Origin of the sequence: Bradyrhizobium sp. CCBAU 53421 (assembly GCF_015291625.1) — a bacterium.
GTDB lineage: Bacteria > Pseudomonadota > Alphaproteobacteria > Rhizobiales > Xanthobacteraceae > Bradyrhizobium.
In genome coordinates, this window is the sequence record NZ_CP030047.1 from 4,177,811 (window position 1) to 4,193,844 (window position 16,034).

The following is a 16,034-nucleotide window of genomic DNA, read 5'->3' on the forward strand; positions in this document are numbered from 1 at the left end:
TGCTCGGCTTGGGGACAACACTCGGCTCAAGCCGCGACGATCTGATGGAGGACGCGATGCCCAGGCACTTCGGTTTGAAGGCAACTCCGGCCGCAGGACGTTCGGCATTCACGGGATCATCTGGAGATTTGCAGGAGCGAACTGCGTCGGCAGCTGCATCGAAGAACCGTGCTCCGGCCAGTTCGCCGGCGCCGAAGCCCGCCTCGCCATATTCGGAGCTGCCGTATTCTCCGACGAGCTGGCGGGGCTGCTGCGGTCGACGGTCGATCTCGGCCGATTGAGGAGGCACGCGACGAGGCGTGGCCAGTCTTATGGCTGGACGGCGCGTGCTTTTTGTCGGGCCCCGGCAACCGTGCCAAGCGGCGCTGCCGCCGGCTCGCCAGCATGACCGCGGTGTCAGCTCAATTGGTGCCCGCGAGGATGATCAGATTGTTGTAGACCGGTAGCGCAATGAGCGCGACGACATAAGCCATTTGGCGTTCGCTCTTGCCGTGCCAAAGCAACCATATCACGAGGTAGGTCAAACCCAGTTTGGCAATCAGCCACCATTCACCCAGCCACGCCTGGGTCAGCCACATGAACGGGTTCAGTTCGCCCATTCCCCGCTGCAATATTTCGTTGGTGGTGATGAGATCCGAGTAGCCCATCAGCAGGGCACAGACCAACAGCAATGCCTTCAGCAAAGAGGTCTTCGCTCGCAACTGCGTTTCCGTCATTCCGGTTTCTGCCCCGAAATCCGCGTGTGGCTCCCCAGTTCCACAATTTTGCGGAATATTTTCAGCGAGTGCAAGCCTCCGCCACTTGGTGGTCGAACCTTATGCCCGCCAATCGCACTGCAAACCGGCGCACCCTCGGGGGCTGCCTTGATGGCGATGGCCGGAATTAACCCGGTCGGGGACCTCGTATCGAGGCGCGGCCAACTGAGCTGTCCGATTGATGTCGTGAAAAGCTGGTGCCGGCTGAGGGGATTGAACCCCCGACCTTCAGTTTACAAAACTGCTGCTCTACCGCTGAGCTAAGCCGGCGACATGGGAATGATTTGCGCGCTCGCATAGCAGACTTGGCGGGGCAGGGCCAGAACCTGCCGGCCCGAATCCGCTACCCGGCCCCTTATAGGACTGGCAGCAAAAAGGCGGCCCGGAGGCCGCCCTTTGCGCCCGTCAGCGTTTGGCTTGAGCTACTGGCAGGGGTGCTGAAGGCCGTCGCTGCCGCGGAACCAGGTGCCGGGGGTGCAGACAAAGCCATTTTGCCGGGCATATTCCGCGCCGCCGATCGGGGCGCGGCCATAATAGTCGGGGCCGCCGAACGGGGCGGTGGCGATCGCAGCCGCCGTGCCGACCGCGCCGCCGACCACGCCGGCCGCGACGCCGGCAGGACCGGGATCATAGCGGTTGTAGCTGCCCTGCCAGTCGCGATCGCGCCGGTAAGAGCGGTGATGGTAGGTGGTGCGGGTGGTGCCCGGCGCCATCGTCTGGCATCGGGCGGCGGGATCGGCATTCGAGCAGCGCGCGGCGGTGCCGATCGTCTGCTGCGCCATCGCGGGGCCGGCCAGTGCCGAGGCGAGCAGGGCTGCTGCGCCAAGGATTTAGAGTTGTGTCATGAGATATCTCCTCTCGTCGTAGTGGAGAGCTAATCTCGCTCTGCCGCGACCGTTCCGACGCGGCCTTGCGCCGTGTTCAAACCGATGTGAAGTTCCGCTTGATGCACGCATGACGCGTTCCGGATCATGCTGCCTTTGACGAGAATTGCATGCACACACGCGACATCGACTACACCGGCGGCGATGCCAATTTGCGACGAGGTGCTGGTTTGACGAAGGGCTGGCCTGACAAGATCGGCGATGTGGTGTTTGATCTGCCGTCACGCGCCGGCGCGGGGGATCGATGTTCGCAATCTTGAGTCTTGGCTTTCTGCTCGGCATGCAGCACGCGCTGGAGCCGGATCACATCGCGGCGGTATCGAGCATCGCGGCGCGCCGCACCCATGTCGGCGACATCGTCAAGCACGGCCTGACCTGGGGCCTCGGTCACACGCTCACGCTGTTCATCTTCGCCGGCGCGGCGATCCTGCTCGGGCGCGCGATCCCCGAGACGGTGGCGCAGCCGATCGAGACCGCGGTCGGCGTCATGCTGGTCGGCCTCGGCGTGCATGTGTGGTGGCGGCTGTGGCGCGACCGCGTGCACTTCCACACCCATTCGCATGGCGACGGCACCACGCATTTCCACGCCCACAGCCATGTCGGTGACGTCGTGGCGCCTGCGTCCACCGTGCCGCACGTCCGCGCGCCGCACGGCCATGCGCACGGCTTCCGCTGGCGCACGCTGCTGGTCGGCCTGATGCACGGCATGGCCGGCTCCGCGGCGCTGTTGGTGCTGACGGTGTCGCAGGCCCCAGACCCGGTGATCGGGCTCGGCTATGTCGCGCTGTTCGGCGTCGGCTCGATGATCGGGATGGGCGTGCTGTCCAGCGTGATCGCGGTGCCGCTCGCGGCCTCCGCGCGCTGGCTGACCTGGGCCAATCGCGGCCTGCAAATCGCGGTCGGCGCGGTCACGATTGCGATCGGCATCCACTCGATCATCGAGAACGCCTTCGCCTGATGCCTTGTTTGAGCATGATCTTTTTCGGAAAACCGCTTCGCACTTTTCCGGATCATGCTGCGGCCGTTAACGATTTCTGATCCCGCTCGGCCGCATTGACCGGATGCCGATGCTTACGCGTTAGGCTTACCGCCAGTTTGGCCCGCGTCCTTAACCCTTCCGCCAAGCCGTTGGATTAGGCTGCGGATGGAACAATCTGGGACGCTGGGTGAACATGCGCGGAAGTCTTGCGCTCGCGATATTGGCTGCGACGACCTCGACGGCGCTGGCCGGCGGCGGTTTCGACATCGTCGTGCCCGTGCGCCCCGGCGTGCCGATCATCATCAACGGCGTCGACGCCTCCTACGCGGTGGTCGAAAGCGCGATGGGGCTTGCCCGCAACGACTCGATGGTGCCGACCGTCTATGGCGGCCGCCCGATCGATCCCGAGCCGAATGTCGGCCACTATTATCCGAGCCTCGGCCGCATGCCGGGTTACGGCCGCCTCGAGATCGAGCCGCCGGCCAACCGCCGCCTGCCGAAGCCCGCCGAGAGTTATCATCAATCGTGGGGAGCGCAATCCGCGCCGCTGCCGGCACAGTCCAACGTGCCGGTCGATCCGCCGCCGGTGATCTACGCGCCGGAATTCAACGGGCCGCGGCCGCTGCCGGGTCCGCCGATGCGGCCACCGCGACCGAGAGGCTTCTGAATGGGGAGCTCTCAAGCAGAGGGCACTTCATAGCCACCAAGAGCTACGCGACGACAACAAGACCAACAGGGCAAGATTTACAGGAGAGAGTAATGCGTCAAATGATTAAAGGACTGATTGCGGCCGTGGCCGTCATGGTGACCGCGCCCGCGATGGCGTGCGGCTTCAACCCTTGCGGCTATTCCGCGCCGGTCGTGAATTACGGCTGCGGCGGTTGCGGCGGCTACTACGGCGGTTACGGTTACGGCGCAGTCGAACGTCTGCCCGACCCGGATGCCGTTTATCCCGGCGCGGCGCAGCAGTACTATTACGTCAACCAGGGCCCGGCCTATACCGGCCCGGGCAACTGGGCGCCCCGTCCGTACTACCGCGAGGGCTACGGCCGTCCATATTACGGCTATCGCCACTACGGCTACCGCCATCACTATCGGCCCTACCGTCCGCACTACGGCTATCGCTACGGCTACGCGCCGCATCGTTACGGCCGTGCGCCGCTGCGCCGCTACTACTGATCCGATCGTCAGTCCAGGATTCTATCCAAGACATCAGCGCCCGTTCGCGTGAAGCGAGCGGGCGTTGCTACATCAGCCCGAGCCGGCTGGCGCCGATATAGAGCGCGAGCACGCAGGCGTTCGACACGTTGAGGCTCTTGATCTCACCGGGCATGTCGAGGCGGGCGACGACGCGGCAGGTCTCGCGTGTCAATTGCCGCAAGCCCTTGCCTTCGGCGCCGAGCACCAGCGCGAGCGGCTGCTGCAATTGAACCTTGCCGAGATCCTCCGATCCCTCGCTGTCGAGGCCGACGGTCTGGAAGCCGTGGTCGTTCAGTTCGTTCAGCGCCCGCGCCAGATTCTGCACGGTGACCATTGGCACCAGCTCGAGCGCGCCGGAGGCGGACTTCGCCAGCACACCGGTCGCCTCCGGGCTGTGCCGCGCGGTGGTGACGATCGCCTTCACCGCAAACGCCGCAGCCGAGCGCAGGATGGCGCCGACATTGTGCGGGTCGGTGATCTGGTCGAGCACCAGCACGATGCCCTCCTGCGGCAGCGTGTCGATGCCGGGCGAGGGCAGGGGATCGGCCTCGGCCAACAGGCCCTGATGCACGGCATCGGGCGTCAGGCGCCGGTCGATGTCGCCGGGCCGGACGATCTCCGGGGTGACCCGTGTCGCGATGTTTTCCTCGGCAAGCCGCCGCGCCGCGTTCTCGGTGAGGTAAAGCTTGCGGATATGGCGGTCCGGGTTGGCAAGCGCGGCCGCCACCGTGTGCCAGCCATACAGAATCACCGGTCCGTCGGAACCGGATTCGCGTTCTCGCCGAGCCGCCGGGCGGGCGAATTTCGGCCCTTTTTGGAAGGGTTTACCGCCCTTGCCTCGGAAATTGGGTCTGCGGTCGCGATCGCTCATGTGAGGCTTGTGTCACGGCTCCCGAATATTGGCAATTTAACCGGCAAATAGGCGGCCCGCTTGGTTGACTTTGGGGACCGCATTCCCCCATAAACGCGCCCGACCGCGCACCCGCTTCGGGTCGGCCGGTTATCAGCGTCATTTCGATGACCCGGTCCGCCGCCACTCGCGCGGCCGGTCCGACGCTGTTGGACGGGGGAGTGTCCCGAGTGGCAAAGGGAGCTGACTGTAAATCAGCCGCCTCATGGCTTCGCAGGTTCGAGTCCTGCCTCCCCCACCACGCTTCGCCCTGACGGGCTACGCGTGGCGCAGCCACGCTTGGCCCGTCAGGGCGAAGCGTGTCCGGCGTAGCTTGAGCGCTAGCGAAAGCGAAGACGGACTGGCCGAGGCCAGCAAAACCCCATCGTAGCGAAACGAGCGAAGGCTGCCACGCCGAAGCCCAGAGGGCGAAGGCGGGCCGTGTCCGTAATCGCTCTGATTGTCCCGATGCGATCCGCAATGGTAAGCATCCATCGAACGGGATGGATGGTCAGAAATCGGGCGGAGCAATGCGGCCGGAGCTACGGGCATTGACTGGGCTGCGCGGCGTGGCGGCGATGGCCGTCGCGCTTGCTCACTTTCAGCTATTTTATCCCAGCTACGCCAACGCCCCGATCATGTGGGGCAACGCCGTCGACCTGTTCTTCGTTCTCAGCGGCTTTACGCTGTCCTACGTCTATCGCCGCGAGGACTTCCAGTTCTCCAGCTTTTTGACGGCTCGCATCGCCAGGATCTATCCGCTCTACATTCTCACCACGGTAGTCGCCGGCGCAGCCATTGCTTTGCCGCTGCAGCTTGATCCGACGACCTACCCGCTCAAGAACGCGATATCGGACTTCGTGCTTCAGGCCTTGATGCTGAACGCGTGGCCTTTCGGATCCGCCGTTCATTGGAACGTTGCGGCATGGTCGATATCCTCCGAATGGTTCTGCTACCTCGTACTGTTCCCGCTGTTGCTCTATCAGAAGGCGGCAAGGTCGGCAGCAATGCGGCTGCTCTGCATCGTCGTGCTGTCGGCAACGTCTTATTCGATCTTCGTGCGCTGTTTCGACGGCAATCTCGGCGCTGCCCGGATCTACCATTCGGAAAGCCAATGGAGCTACTGGGTCGCTCTTCTCCGAGGGGTGTTCGGCTTCACGGCCGGCTGGGTCGTCTTCGCGTGCTACGAACGGCGTGACGGGCTCTACACCTTCTGCACACGGGCCTCCACGTTGATCTGGTCGATCGTGATCCTCACGGTCGTCCTGGCGTACCGCGATCTCGTCAACCCGCAGGCGCTGGTGTTCCTCCATCCATTCGTCGTGCTTGCCGCGACCGACCAGGCATCGGCCACGTCGCGCCTGCTGGGATCAAGGCCGCTGCATTTTCTGGGCGTGATTTCGTACTCGATCTACATGATGCATTACATCCTCTTCGTCGGTTTCCTTGCTGCGCTCGGTCCGCCGAACACCTGGTCACCTCTCACCTATGTCCTGGCGGCTGCGATGTCTCTTGCCGTCTTGGCTGGCAGCTATTTCCTGATCGAACGGCCGGCACGCGATGCCATCCGCAATCTCCAACGCATGCGCCAGGCAACAGCGAGCACGTGATCGCGCGCCAATTCCCACTCCATCCGCGCGCACATCTCTACCCGCGTGGCGCCGCCGCCAGCACGACTTACCCCCGCAACCCCCGCCGCAGCAGCTTGGCGAAATCCTGCGCCATCTGCGACGGCGCCTCGTGCGTCGGGGAGAGGATCGCGATCTGGTACTGGACCTTCGGCTTGAACGGGCGGATGACGAGGCCCTCGGTGAAGGGCTTGCTCACCACGGGATCGACGATGCCGACGCCGCGGCCCTCGGCGACGAGCTGGCAGGCGGTCGAGAAGAATTCGGTCTCCGCGACCACGTTCCAGCGCGCGCCATATTCGGAGAAGGCGGATGCCAGCTGCTGGTAGATCGGATCGCCGCGAAACAGCGTGACGAACGGGACGCCGTCGAGGTCGTCTGGGGTGATCTGCTTCAGCTTCGCAAGCGGGTGGGCGTGCGGCAGCATGCACATGCACTCATACGAGAACACCTCCATATGCGAGGTCGGATAATCCAGCGGCAGCTCGGCGATCGCGAGATCGAATTGCTGGGTCGAGATCAGCTCGCGGACCGTCGCGGAATTCCGCGTGATGATCTTGATCTGCAGCTCGGGTCTGTTCTTGGCGAACTGCGACAGCAGCCGCGGCAGCAGATTGATCGAAATGCTCGGATAGGCCGCGATCGCGAGGTGACCGCGCCGCCCGGACCTGATCTCGGCCGCAACGCGCGATGCGTTCTCGGCAGCTTCGAGGGCGCGAGCCGCCTCGACATAGAACAGCCTGGCTTCCGGGGTCGGTTGCAGGCGGCCGCCGCGGCGCAGGAAGAGGTTGAGGCCGGTCTCGTGCTCGAGGCCCGCGATCATCGTGCTGATGCCGGGCTGCGACATGCCGAGCAGCTCGGCCGCCCTTGTCATGGTGCCGTGGAGCATCAGGGCACGGAAGCATTCGAGCTGTCTGAGGCGCATGGGGCAACTATACGAATCTGCTATAATGGACACAATTAATATTATTAGAATTACATGACGGGCGATGCTCCAATGGCGTAACGAGCCATTGAGGAGACATCACGTGACCGCAGCAACCATCGATCTAACCCGCGCCCGTCTGATCCCCGCCCGCAATGGCGTGGCGGCTCGCCTCGATGCGGGCGAGACCGTCACGATCGTCAACACCCATGGCAAGCAGGTGGTCGATACCTGGGCCTTCAATGCCCGCGACACCGGCGAGTTCATGTCGATGGAGCACAGCCGTGCATCGATGCTGCGGCTCGTTCCGCGCGTCGGCGACACGCTGACCACCAACCGGCGCCGCGCCATCCTCACCTTGGTCGTCGACACCACGCCGGGAATCCACGACACCTTGATCGCGGCCTGCGACATCCATCGCTATCGCCAGCTCGGTGCCGTCGGCCATCACGACAACTGCACGCAGAATCTGGCGCACGCACTCGAGACCGTCGGCCTGTCGGCGACGGTGACGCCGGCGCCGCTCAATCTGTTCATGAATGTGCCGGTCACCGACAGCGGACAACTGGACTTCAGATCGCCGGTCAGCGAGGCCGGGCAGTATGTGGCGCTGCGTGCCGAGATGGACCTGGTCATCGTGTTCTCGGCCTGTCCGCAGGACATGGTGCCGGTCAACGACATGCGCCCGACCGACGCTCATTTTTTCATCGCCTGACACTGTCAGCGCGGAGAACCGATGATGCGCAAGCTGCCGCCGCTCAATGCCGTCCGCGCGTTCGAAGCCGCGGCGCGCCACGAGAGCTTCACTGCCGCCGCCAATGAGCTCTGTGTCACGGTGACCGCGATCAGCCACCAGGTCCGGCAACTCGAAGCAATCCTCGGACACAGACTGTTCGAACGCTCCGGCCGCGCGGTCGTGCTGACCGCGGAGGGCCATGCGCTGTTTCCGATGCTGCGCGACGGTTTCGACCGCATGGCCAGCGCCTTCGCGGCAATCAGGCCGCCGGCCGATGGCGATGCGGTCACCGTATCGACCACGCGCGCCTTCGCCGAGCGCTGGCTGATGCCGCGGCTGGCGCGCTTCAACGCGGCGTTCCCGTCGGTCGTGGTCCACATCGATGCGACCGAGGAGGTGCGGGCGCCGGGCACCGACGGCGTCGATCTGGCGATCCGCTACGGACGCACTGAGCGCGCCGGCGAGACATCGGTGCTGTTCGGCGATCGCTACATTGCGGTTGCGGCGAGCGCGATCTGTCCGCCCGGCGCGCGTCCCGCCATCGACGACATCCGCTCGCGCTCGCTGCTGGCGTTCCGCTGGAAGAACGCCGCGCTGGATTCGCCCGCATGGTCGGCCTGGCTCGCGGGGACCGATCATGATCCCGGCCGGGACTTCCGCATCTCCTGGTACAGCGAGGAGCCTCTGGCGCTGCATGCCGCCGAGCGCGGGCTCGGACCGCTATTGTGCAGCGATGCGCTGGTGGACGAGCAATTGCGTCAGGGCACGCTGCGCCGGCTCGACGGTCCCGCGCTTGCGGGCTTTGCCTATCGTCTCGTCGATGCGCCGGGCGCTGGCCGGCGCAAATCGGTGACGGCGTTCATCGACTGGCTGCGCGCCGAAGCCGCCGCATTTCGGGCGGCTCCCGGACAGGTCATGATACGGGCTGCGTGAAGTAGGGCAGGGTCTCGATACGGACCCGGTAGGTGCCTGCCTTGACCAGGCCATCGAGATGCGCGGCGATGTCCTCCAGCGATGCGAACCAGACCTTGCGCTCGGCGACGATCCGTTCGAGCCAGCGCTCCACGACGCGCCAGCGGGCAAGCCGGCCGGTCAGGAACGGGTGCCAGATCCCCATCCAGAATCCGCCGGCCTCATAGGCCGCCTCGAACTCCTCGAACGAGGCGGCAAGGCCCTCGCTCGGCGATTTGACCGGCATCATGTAGCCGATCTCCGCGTAATGGGCGAAAGGCGGCCAATCGTCCGATCCCCAGTGCGGCGGCATCTCGTAGAGCGACCCGCGCGCGGTGCGCATCTGGTACGGGATGTCGTCGGCCATCAGCGACGAATCGTAGACAAAGCCGTGCTCGATCAGGAGATCGATCGTGGTCTGGTTGGCGTTGTAGACCGGCGCGCGGTAGCCGCGCGGCTTGCGCCCGGTCATCGCGACATGGATGCCGAGCGCGCGTTCGAAGGCCTCGCGCTGCTGTCCCGATGAAATCTCCGTCGGATCCTCGTGGATATAGCCGTGATGGCCGATCTCGTGGCCACCCCTGAGGATCGCCTCCACCGCATCCGGATAGCGCTCCATGGTCCAGGCCGGCATGAAGAACGATTGCTTGAGGCCAAGGCGCCGATAGGTCTCCAGGATGCGCGGCACGCCGACGGTCGGACCATAACGTCCCATCGTGATCGGATAGAGCCGGTCGAGCGAATCCTTCGGCCGGGCAATGTGGATCAGACTGTCGGCATCGACGTCGAACGTGATCGCACAGGCGCAACGCGCGCCGTTCGGCCAGGGGATGGGATTCTTTATCATCGGATCATCCTCGTGCAGCCGGCGGACAGCGGCGCATCATTCGGCCGCGACATTAACAGGCCCGTCGATTCCAAGACACTGCCGGACCAGCACCGGGATTGCCGCAAAGGCATCGGCGACCGACCTCCGGTAGCGCTCGTCGTTGAATTCCTGGTAGTCGACCGCGATCAGATGGCTCTCCTGCACCCCGAGATAGTGGGCGCAGGTGAAGATGTGCGTCTCCAGATGGTTCATGGTTTCCCGCACCCCGCCGGGGCCGAAGCCGAATTCGCCGCGCGAGCTCAGCACCACCAGCGTCTTGCCGCGCAGGACCGGCTCGAGCGGAAAGTCGCCGCGCGCGAGATCGAAGCTGAAGGTCTTGTCGATGCGGATCACCTTGTCGAACCATGACTTCAGTGCGGCCGGCATGCCGTAATTGTGCATCGGCGCCCCGATCACGATCACATTGGCGCGTTCGAGCTCGTCGATCAGCTCGTCGGAGAGACGGAGCTCGTCGCGCTGCTCCGCCGTGCGCTCGCCGGGCGCGGTGAAGGCGGCGGCCACCCACGCCTCCGTGATGAGGGGCGGCGGGTCGCGGCCGACGTCGCGCGAGATGACCGTGGCGCCGGGCTCGTGCGTCAGCCAGTGCTCGACAAACGAGCTGGAGAGTTTTCGGCTGACCGAACGGTCGCCGCGCGGGCTGGCATCGATATGCAGAAGTGTCGTCATCCTTGGCCTCGGCTGATTGGAGAGCAGTGCGTCGCTCCACAATGATCGAATGCCCCGGGCAGCGTGATTGACGAATCCGGCAGCCGGGTTGAGAAAATCTCAACAGTGAAGCGGCGCGCCATGGTGCCGCGATGTGCGCGCGTGATCGCGGCCGATTTGCCGACATTCGGGTAGACAAACTTCACTCTCGATGCCGTCTCAACCCGGCTTGAGGATTTCTCATTACCGCCTCAACGCTGCCTGCTGCTCAGATACCCCATCCCGGCCCAAACCAATGCGCCGGACAACGGGGGAAACATGTTGCTCAAGCAGACACAGCTTCCGGCGCAGGATGAGGCCGGCTTCGATGCCCACGGAATCGAGCCGGTGCCGGCGGCGCACCGCACTTCGTCATCGTTCGATCAGTTCTGGATCTGGACCGGCGCGAACATCGCGCCGATCAACTGGGTGCTGGGCGCGCTCGGCATCCAGCTCGGCCTCAGCCTGCTGCAAACGCTTGCGGTCATCGTTGTCGGCAATCTGTTCGGCGCGGCGCTGTTCGCCGCCTTCTGCCTGATGGGGCATCGCACCGGCGTGCCGCAGATGGTGCTCGGCCGGTTGGCGTTTGGCCGCCGCGGCGCCTATCTGCCGGCACTGGCGCAGGTGCTGATGCCGATGGGGTGGGTCGCGATCAACACTTGGATCGTGCTCGACCTCTGCATGGCGGCGCTCGCCCAGATGGGCGTCGGCGGCGGTGCCGAGTTCAAATACACGATCGCGGTGCTGGTGATGCTGATCCAGGTCGGCATCGCGGCCTGGGGCTTCAACGCCATCAAGGTGTTCGAGCGCTACACGATGCCCTTCATCCTGCTGATCATGGCGGTCATGACTGCGCTCGCTTTCCTGCGTGTCGATATCAAGTGGCAGTCGGCCACCGTCACCGGCATGCCGGCCTTCGCCGCGGCGACGCAGCTGATGACCGCGATCGGCATCGGCTGGGGGATTTCGTGGCTCACCTATGCCTCCGACTATACGCGCTTCACCAGGCCCTCGCTCGGCGCGGCCAAGGTGTTTCGGGCGACGTTCCTCGGCATGTTCCTGCCGACGGTCTGGCTCGCTTTCCTCGGTGCGGCGATCGCGTCCGCCGGCGCCGGCTCCGATCCGTCGAAGCTGATCATCGCAGCGTTCGGCGCGATGGCGCTCCCGGTGCTGCTGGTGCTGCTGCATGGCCCGATCGCGACCAACATCGTCGTGATCTATTCGGCGGCGCTGTCGTCGCTCGCGCTCGATCTGCGGCGGCCGCGCTGGGTGATCTCGGTGATGTCAGGTCTGATCGCCTCCGCGATCCTCTACGGCTTCTTGCAGTCGGGCGATTTTGCTCATGCCTTCGACAACTTCATGGTCGCCCTGATCGTCTGGATCAGCCCATGGGCCGGCGTCACGCTTGCGGATTTCTACCTGGTGCGGCGCGGCCGGATCGATGTCGCCTCGCTCTACGGGGCGCCGGGCCGGTATCGTGATTTCAATTGGGCCGGGCTGATCGCCTTTGCTGCCGGCTTCGCGGCGGCGTGGGCCTTCCAGATGGGCACGATCAAGGCCATGCAAGGTCCGCTTGCATTGGCGACCGGCGGGGTGGATTTGTCGTGGCTCACCGGTATCGGCGTTGCGATGGCGAGCTACCTTGCGCTGCATCGGCTGTTTGGACGTCCGCTGGCGCGGAGCGTGCCGTCGCCGGCCGCGGACGCAGCGTCGATCGAACCCGCGCCCACATCGACCTGACGGGGGCCCGCGGTGCGCTGGTTCACTCCATCCGCCCAAACAGCTCCACCAGCGTCTCGCGCAGCCAGCGCTGCGCGGGGACGGTGTCGTTGCGCTGGTGCCAGAACAGGCTGACGATGCGCGGCGGCGCCGGCAGCGGCACCGGCACCGCATGCAGATGGGGCGCGTGGCGGGACTGTGCGCTGAGATCGCGCGGCAGCACCGCGATCAGGTCGGACTGGCGCACGATCTCGTAGGCGGCGTTGTAGTGATTGACTGTCGTGACCAGATTGCGCGACAGCCCGCGCGAGGCGAGGAACTGGTCGTAGGTCGGCAGCGTCTTGCCGGCGAGGCTGACGTCGACATGCTTGGCGTTGAGGAAGCTGCGGGCGTTGAGCCGTTTCCTGTTCGCCAGCGGATGGTCCCGCCGCATCATGCAGGCATATTCGACGGTCCATAGCGAGCGTGAGCGGATCGCGGCCGGCGGCTGCTGCGCCTCGTTGACATAGACGCTGAGCACGCAATCGACCCGGTTGTCCTCGAGCCGGTCGCCGATCTCGAGGATGGTGTTGGGCAGAGTGTGGATGCGCGCGGACGGCGCGATTTCGCCGAAGCGGTTGATGAGCCGCGGCATCACCAGCGAGGAGACGTAGTCCGACATCGACAGGCTGAATTCGGCCTCGGTGCGCCGCGGATCGAAGGCGTCCTCGTCGAGCGCGTGGCGGACGTGCTCCAGCGCGTCGCCGATCGGTTGCCACAGCGCCACCGCGCGCTGCGTCGGGCGGATCCCGCTGGCGGTGCGCACGAACAGGGGATCGCCGAGCGCGTCGCGCAGGCGGGCGAGGGCATTGCTGACGGCGGGCTGGGTCATCGTCAGCGCGCTCGCGGCGCGGGTGACGCTGCCCTCGGTCATCAGCGCCTCGAAGACTTTCAAGAGGTTGAGGTCGAGCGTGCGGAAGGACACGAGTAATATTCACATAGGTGATGTGCCAGATAACAATTATAAATTATTCCCATAATATTGATTTGTCTATCATTCCCCCGGCTGACCCTGCGGCGTGTGCCGACCGTGGGGCGGAGGGGGGCTATTTCATGTCGATGATTTCGGCGCGCATCGAGCGCCTGCCGTTCGCGCGTTTCCATGTGCACCTGCTGCTGATGGGCGGCCTGGGCTATCTGTTCGACGCGATGGATGCCGCGGTTCTGGCGTTCATCCTGCCGGTGCTGCGCACCGCCTGGGGTCTCACCAATGTCGAGACCGGCGTGCTCGGCAGCAGCACCTTCGTCGGTTATCTGTTCGGCGCGCTGCTGGCGGGGACACTGGGCGACCTGATCGGCCGCCGTGCGGTGATGATGTCGGCGCTGGCGCTCTACAGCGCGGCCTCGCTGGTCAGCGCGGCCGTGGACAGCTGGCCGGCGTTCTTCGCCGCGCGCGTCGTCGCCGGCATGGGCACCGGGGCGGAAAGCGCGATCATCGCGCCATACCTCGCGGAATTCGTGGCGCGGCGTTACCGCGGCGCCTTCACCGGCGCGCTCGCCGGCTTCTTCTCGTTCGGCTTCGTCGCAGCCGCCTTGCTCGGCTATTTCATCGTGCCGGCCTATGAGAACGGCTGGCGCATCGTGCTCGTCGTCACCGCCATACCTGTCGTGATGCTGTTGTGGTGGCGCAGGTCCTTGCCGGAATCGCCGCGCTGGCTGGAAAGCCGCGGCAGGGCCAAGGAAGCCGAAGCGGTGCTCGACAGGATCGAGGCCGGCTTCGCGCGCGAGGGCCGGCTGCTGCCGGCTCCGGTCGCCGAGCCCGCTGCGCCTGCCGTATCGTCGGGAACGCTGCTGAGCAATTTTGCGGCGCTGCTGGCCGGCCGCCAGGCGCGGATCACGACCATGACCTGGATCATGTGGCTGTCGATCACGTTCAGCTATTACTCCTTCTTCGTCTGGATTCCCGGCCTCTTGGTGCAGAACGGCATGAGCATCACCAAGAGTTTCGGCTATTCGCTCGCGATGTATTGCGCGCAGGTGCCGGGCTATTTCACTGCCGCCTTCTTCAATGAGCGGATCGGAAGACAGGCCACCATCGCAACCTACATGCTGCTCGGCGGCATCAGCGCGCTCGGGCTCGCTTTTGCTGCCAGCGACGGCCAGATCATGACGGCCGGCCTCTTGCTGTCGTTCTTCATGAACGGCACCTATGCCGGCGTCTATGCCTACACGGCGGAAGTGTTCCCGACCGCGATCAGGACCACGGGGGCGGGGCTCGCATCCGCGATCGGCCGCATCGGCGCGATCGCAGCGCCGATCCTGGTCGGCTATCTCTATCCCAATTTCGGCTTCGCCGGCGTGTTCGGCGTCACCACCTCCGTGCTGTTGATCGGCGCTCTGACCGTCGTGCTGATGGGCGTGCCGACGCGCGGCCGGTCGCTGGAAGATATTGCAAGCGAAGCCGCGTGAAGCATGATCCGGAAAAGTGTGAAGCGGTTTTCCGAATAGATCATGCTCAAGCCACGCTGCCCTGACAGGAGACCTTTATGACAAGTATCCTCTTCAAGAACGCTGCGCTGCTCGATCCGCTGCGCTCCGATCTGCTCGAAGGCCATCACGTGCTGGTCGAGGATCGCCTGATCAAGGAGGTCTCCGACCGGCCGATCGAGGCCACGGTCGATCGCGTCATCGACCTCAAGGGCAAGACCCTGATGCCCGGCCTGATCGACCTGCATGTGCATGCGGTCGCGGTCGAGCTCGATCTGTCGCAGCAGGCCCGGATGGCCAACGTGCTGGTGACGCTGCGCTCGACCATGCTGCTGCGGGGCATGCTGAAGCGCGGCTTCACCACGGTCCGCGATGCCGGCGGCGCCGGCTATGCGCTCAAGCAGGCGATCGACACCGGCCTCACCGATGGTCCGCGGCTGTTCGTCTCCGGCCGGGCGCTGAGCCAGACCGGCGGCCATGGCGACGGGCGCGCCCGCTCGGACTATCTGGCCGACCCGACCTGCTCCTGCTGCGTGCGGGTCGGCGCGATCGCGCGCGTCGTCGACGGTGTCGATGCGGTGCGCAAGGCGGTGCGCGAGGAGCTGCAGATGGGCGCCGACCAGATCAAGATCATGGCGTCCGGCGGCGTCGCGTCGCCGACCGATCCGATCGGCGCCTACGGTTACTCCGAGGACGAGATCCGCGCCATCGTCGCGGAGGCGAAGGCGCGGCACACCTATGTGCTGGCCCATGCCTACACCGCGGAAGCGATCGAACGCGCGGTGCGCTGTGGTGTGCGTACGATCGAGCACGGCAATCTGGTCGATCTGCCGACCGCCCGCCTGATGGCGGAGCAGGGCGCCTATGCGGTGCCGACCCTCGTCACCTACGAAGCATTGGCAAACGAGGGCGCGAAGTACGGCCTGCCCGCGGCGAGCGTCGCCAAGATCGCCGACGTGCGCGACGCCGGCCTGCGCTCGCTCGCGATCTACCGCGAGGCCGGCGTCAAGATCGGGTATGGCAGCGATTTGCTCGGACCATCGCAGCGGCTGCAGAGCGAGGAGTTCCGGATCCGCGCCGAGCTGATGGGCGCGCAGGCGGTGATCGCGAGCGCGACCATGATCGGCGCGGAGGTGCTCGGCATGGAAGGCAAGCTCGGCCGCATCGCGCCGGAGGCCTTTGCCGACCTGCTGGTGGTCGAGGGCAATCCGCTGCGCGACGTGGGGTGCCTGCTCGGCCAGGGCGAGCAGATCCCGCTTGTCATGAAGGCCGGCAAGGCCGAGGTCGATAGGCTGAGTGGGTAGGGCAATCGCATCTGTCATCGCCCGG

Annotated in this window: 17 protein-coding genes and 2 tRNA genes; 11 read left to right on the forward strand and 8 right to left on the reverse strand. The window is 65.3% G+C overall.

Annotated elements, in window-relative coordinates; genetic code table 11:
- Positions 1–401: 401 nt before the first annotated feature.
- The 3 genes from XH92_RS19785 to XH92_RS19795 form a co-directional block, all read right to left on the reverse strand.
- A complete protein-coding gene (locus tag XH92_RS19785) occupies positions 402–716 on the reverse strand; it encodes a DUF5658 family protein (protein WP_246788494.1) in 315 nt (104 codons plus the stop codon).
- A gap of 234 nt (positions 717–950) precedes the next feature.
- A tRNA-Thr gene (locus tag XH92_RS19790) sits at positions 951–1,025 on the reverse strand.
- Positions 1,026–1,177: 152 nt separating this feature from the next.
- Positions 1,178–1,537, reverse strand: coding sequence for a hypothetical protein (locus tag XH92_RS19795; protein WP_246788495.1), 360 nt, complete (start codon positions 1,535–1,537; stop codon positions 1,178–1,180).
- A 212-nt stretch (positions 1,538–1,749) separates the two neighbouring features.
- Between XH92_RS19795 and XH92_RS19800 the strand changes: the two genes are divergently transcribed.
- The 4 genes from XH92_RS19800 to XH92_RS19815 all read left to right on the forward strand — a co-directional run bounded on the left by XH92_RS19800 (position 1,750) and on the right by XH92_RS19815 (position 3,797).
- Entirely contained in the window at positions 1,750–1,899 is a 150-nt protein-coding gene (locus XH92_RS19800) for a hypothetical protein (protein ID WP_194460684.1), read from the forward strand.
- Positions 1,884–2,597, forward strand: a complete 714-nt coding sequence (locus XH92_RS19805) for an urease accessory protein (RefSeq protein WP_194460685.1) — start codon at positions 1,884–1,886, stop codon at positions 2,595–2,597. The genes XH92_RS19800 and XH92_RS19805 overlap by 16 nt, the downstream gene beginning before the upstream one ends.
- A 214-nt stretch (positions 2,598–2,811) precedes the next feature.
- Positions 2,812–3,285, forward strand: a complete 474-nt coding sequence (locus XH92_RS19810; RefSeq protein WP_194460686.1) for a hypothetical protein — start codon at positions 2,812–2,814, stop codon at positions 3,283–3,285.
- Between the two features lie 92 nt (positions 3,286–3,377).
- Positions 3,378–3,797: a hypothetical protein gene (locus XH92_RS19815; RefSeq protein ID WP_194460687.1), complete on the forward strand. Its 420-nt coding sequence runs from the start codon at positions 3,378–3,380 to the stop codon at positions 3,795–3,797.
- Positions 3,798–3,864: 67 nt separating this feature from the next.
- Here the strand turns inward: XH92_RS19815 and rlmB are convergent, their stop codons facing one another.
- Positions 3,865–4,689 (reverse strand): 23S rRNA (guanosine(2251)-2'-O)-methyltransferase RlmB, encoded by an 825-nt coding sequence (rlmB, locus tag XH92_RS19820; RefSeq protein WP_194460688.1) that lies wholly within the window; start codon positions 4,687–4,689, stop codon positions 3,865–3,867.
- A 194-nt stretch (positions 4,690–4,883) separates the two neighbouring features.
- Here rlmB and XH92_RS19825 point away from each other — a divergent pair.
- A tRNA-Tyr gene (locus XH92_RS19825) sits at positions 4,884–4,969 on the forward strand.
- A 289-nt stretch (positions 4,970–5,258) separates the two neighbouring features.
- Positions 5,259–6,317 carry an acyltransferase gene (locus XH92_RS19830; protein ID WP_246788496.1) on the forward strand — a complete coding sequence of 353 codons (1,059 nt, stop codon included), beginning with the start codon at positions 5,259–5,261 and terminating at the stop codon, positions 6,315–6,317.
- Between the two features lie 67 nt (positions 6,318–6,384).
- On the opposite strand, the gene XH92_RS19835 is transcribed toward XH92_RS19830, so the two are convergent.
- Entirely contained in the window at positions 6,385–7,260 is an 876-nt protein-coding gene (locus XH92_RS19835; RefSeq protein WP_194460690.1) for a LysR family transcriptional regulator, read from the reverse strand.
- Between the two features lie 103 nt (positions 7,261–7,363).
- Between XH92_RS19835 and XH92_RS19840 the strand changes: the two genes are divergently transcribed.
- Positions 7,364–7,975, forward strand: a complete 612-nt coding sequence (locus XH92_RS19840; RefSeq protein WP_194460691.1) for a DUF1989 domain-containing protein — start codon at positions 7,364–7,366, stop codon at positions 7,973–7,975.
- A gap of 21 nt (positions 7,976–7,996) precedes the next feature.
- Positions 7,997–8,929 carry a LysR substrate-binding domain-containing protein gene (locus tag XH92_RS19845; protein ID WP_305825876.1) on the forward strand — a complete coding sequence of 311 codons (933 nt, stop codon included), beginning with the start codon at positions 7,997–7,999 and terminating at the stop codon, positions 8,927–8,929.
- On the opposite strand, the gene XH92_RS19850 is transcribed toward XH92_RS19845, so the two are convergent.
- Positions 8,910–9,794 carry a polysaccharide deacetylase gene (locus tag XH92_RS19850; RefSeq protein WP_194460692.1) on the reverse strand — a complete coding sequence of 295 codons (885 nt, stop codon included), beginning with the start codon at positions 9,792–9,794 and terminating at the stop codon, positions 8,910–8,912. The genes XH92_RS19845 and XH92_RS19850 overlap by 20 nt on opposite strands.
- A gap of 36 nt (positions 9,795–9,830) precedes the next feature.
- Complete coding sequence (locus XH92_RS19855; RefSeq protein ID WP_194460693.1) at positions 9,831–10,502, reverse strand: FMN-dependent NADH-azoreductase; 672 nt, start codon at positions 10,500–10,502, stop codon at positions 9,831–9,833.
- Between the two features lie 297 nt (positions 10,503–10,799).
- On the opposite strand from XH92_RS19855, the gene XH92_RS19860 reads away from it, so the two are divergent.
- Entirely contained in the window at positions 10,800–12,260 is a 1,461-nt protein-coding gene (locus XH92_RS19860) for a cytosine permease (protein ID WP_194460694.1), read from the forward strand.
- A 22-nt stretch (positions 12,261–12,282) separates the two neighbouring features.
- Here the strand turns inward: XH92_RS19860 and XH92_RS19865 are convergent, their stop codons facing one another.
- A complete protein-coding gene (locus XH92_RS19865; RefSeq protein WP_371818087.1) occupies positions 12,283–13,152 on the reverse strand; it encodes a LysR family transcriptional regulator in 870 nt (289 codons plus the stop codon).
- A 179-nt stretch (positions 13,153–13,331) separates the two neighbouring features.
- Here XH92_RS19865 and XH92_RS19870 point away from each other — a divergent pair, with 179 nt between their 5' ends.
- Together XH92_RS19870 and XH92_RS19875 are read left to right on the forward strand one after the other, a co-directional pair.
- Complete coding sequence (locus XH92_RS19870) at positions 13,332–14,687, forward strand: MFS transporter (RefSeq protein ID WP_194460696.1); 1,356 nt, start codon at positions 13,332–13,334, stop codon at positions 14,685–14,687.
- Between the two features lie 77 nt (positions 14,688–14,764).
- A complete protein-coding gene (locus XH92_RS19875) occupies positions 14,765–16,009 on the forward strand; it encodes an amidohydrolase family protein (protein WP_194460697.1) in 1,245 nt (414 codons plus the stop codon).
- The last annotated feature ends 25 nt before the right edge of the window (positions 16,010–16,034 follow it).

Excerpts from the sequence above, each read along its gene's own strand:
- XH92_RS19860 (WP_194460694.1), top strand. The coding sequence starts at position 10,800 with ATGTTGCTCAAGCAGACACAGCTTCCGGCGCAGGATGAGGCCGGCTTC.
- XH92_RS19875 (WP_194460697.1), top strand. The coding sequence starts at position 14,765 with ATGACAAGTATCCTCTTCAAGAACGCTGCGCTGCTCGATCCGCTGCGC.
- XH92_RS19850 (WP_194460692.1), bottom strand. The coding sequence starts at position 9,794 with ATGATAAAGAATCCCATCCCCTGGCCGAACGGCGCGCGTTGCGCCTGT.
- XH92_RS19870 (WP_194460696.1), top strand. The coding sequence starts at position 13,332 with ATGTCGATGATTTCGGCGCGCATCGAGCGCCTGCCGTTCGCGCGTTTC.
- XH92_RS19815 (WP_194460687.1), top strand. The coding sequence starts at position 3,378 with ATGCGTCAAATGATTAAAGGACTGATTGCGGCCGTGGCCGTCATGGTG.
- XH92_RS19855 (WP_194460693.1), bottom strand. The coding sequence starts at position 10,502 with ATGACGACACTTCTGCATATCGATGCCAGCCCGCGCGGCGACCGTTCG.
- XH92_RS19805 (WP_194460685.1), top strand. The coding sequence starts at position 1,884 with ATGTTCGCAATCTTGAGTCTTGGCTTTCTGCTCGGCATGCAGCACGCG.
- XH92_RS19785 (WP_246788494.1), bottom strand. The coding sequence starts at position 716 with ATGACGGAAACGCAGTTGCGAGCGAAGACCTCTTTGCTGAAGGCATTG.
- XH92_RS19810 (WP_194460686.1), top strand. The coding sequence starts at position 2,812 with ATGCGCGGAAGTCTTGCGCTCGCGATATTGGCTGCGACGACCTCGACG.
- XH92_RS19865 (WP_371818087.1), bottom strand. The coding sequence starts at position 13,152 with ATGACCGAGGGCAGCGTCACCCGCGCCGCGAGCGCGCTGACGATGACC.
- XH92_RS19800 (WP_194460684.1), top strand. The coding sequence starts at position 1,750 with ATGCACACACGCGACATCGACTACACCGGCGGCGATGCCAATTTGCGA.
- XH92_RS19845 (WP_305825876.1), top strand. The coding sequence starts at position 7,997 with ATGATGCGCAAGCTGCCGCCGCTCAATGCCGTCCGCGCGTTCGAAGCC.
- rlmB (WP_194460688.1), bottom strand. The coding sequence starts at position 4,689 with ATGAGCGATCGCGACCGCAGACCCAATTTCCGAGGCAAGGGCGGTAAA.
- XH92_RS19795 (WP_246788495.1), bottom strand. The coding sequence starts at position 1,537 with ATGGCGCAGCAGACGATCGGCACCGCCGCGCGCTGCTCGAATGCCGAT.
- XH92_RS19835 (WP_194460690.1), bottom strand. The coding sequence starts at position 7,260 with ATGCGCCTCAGACAGCTCGAATGCTTCCGTGCCCTGATGCTCCACGGC.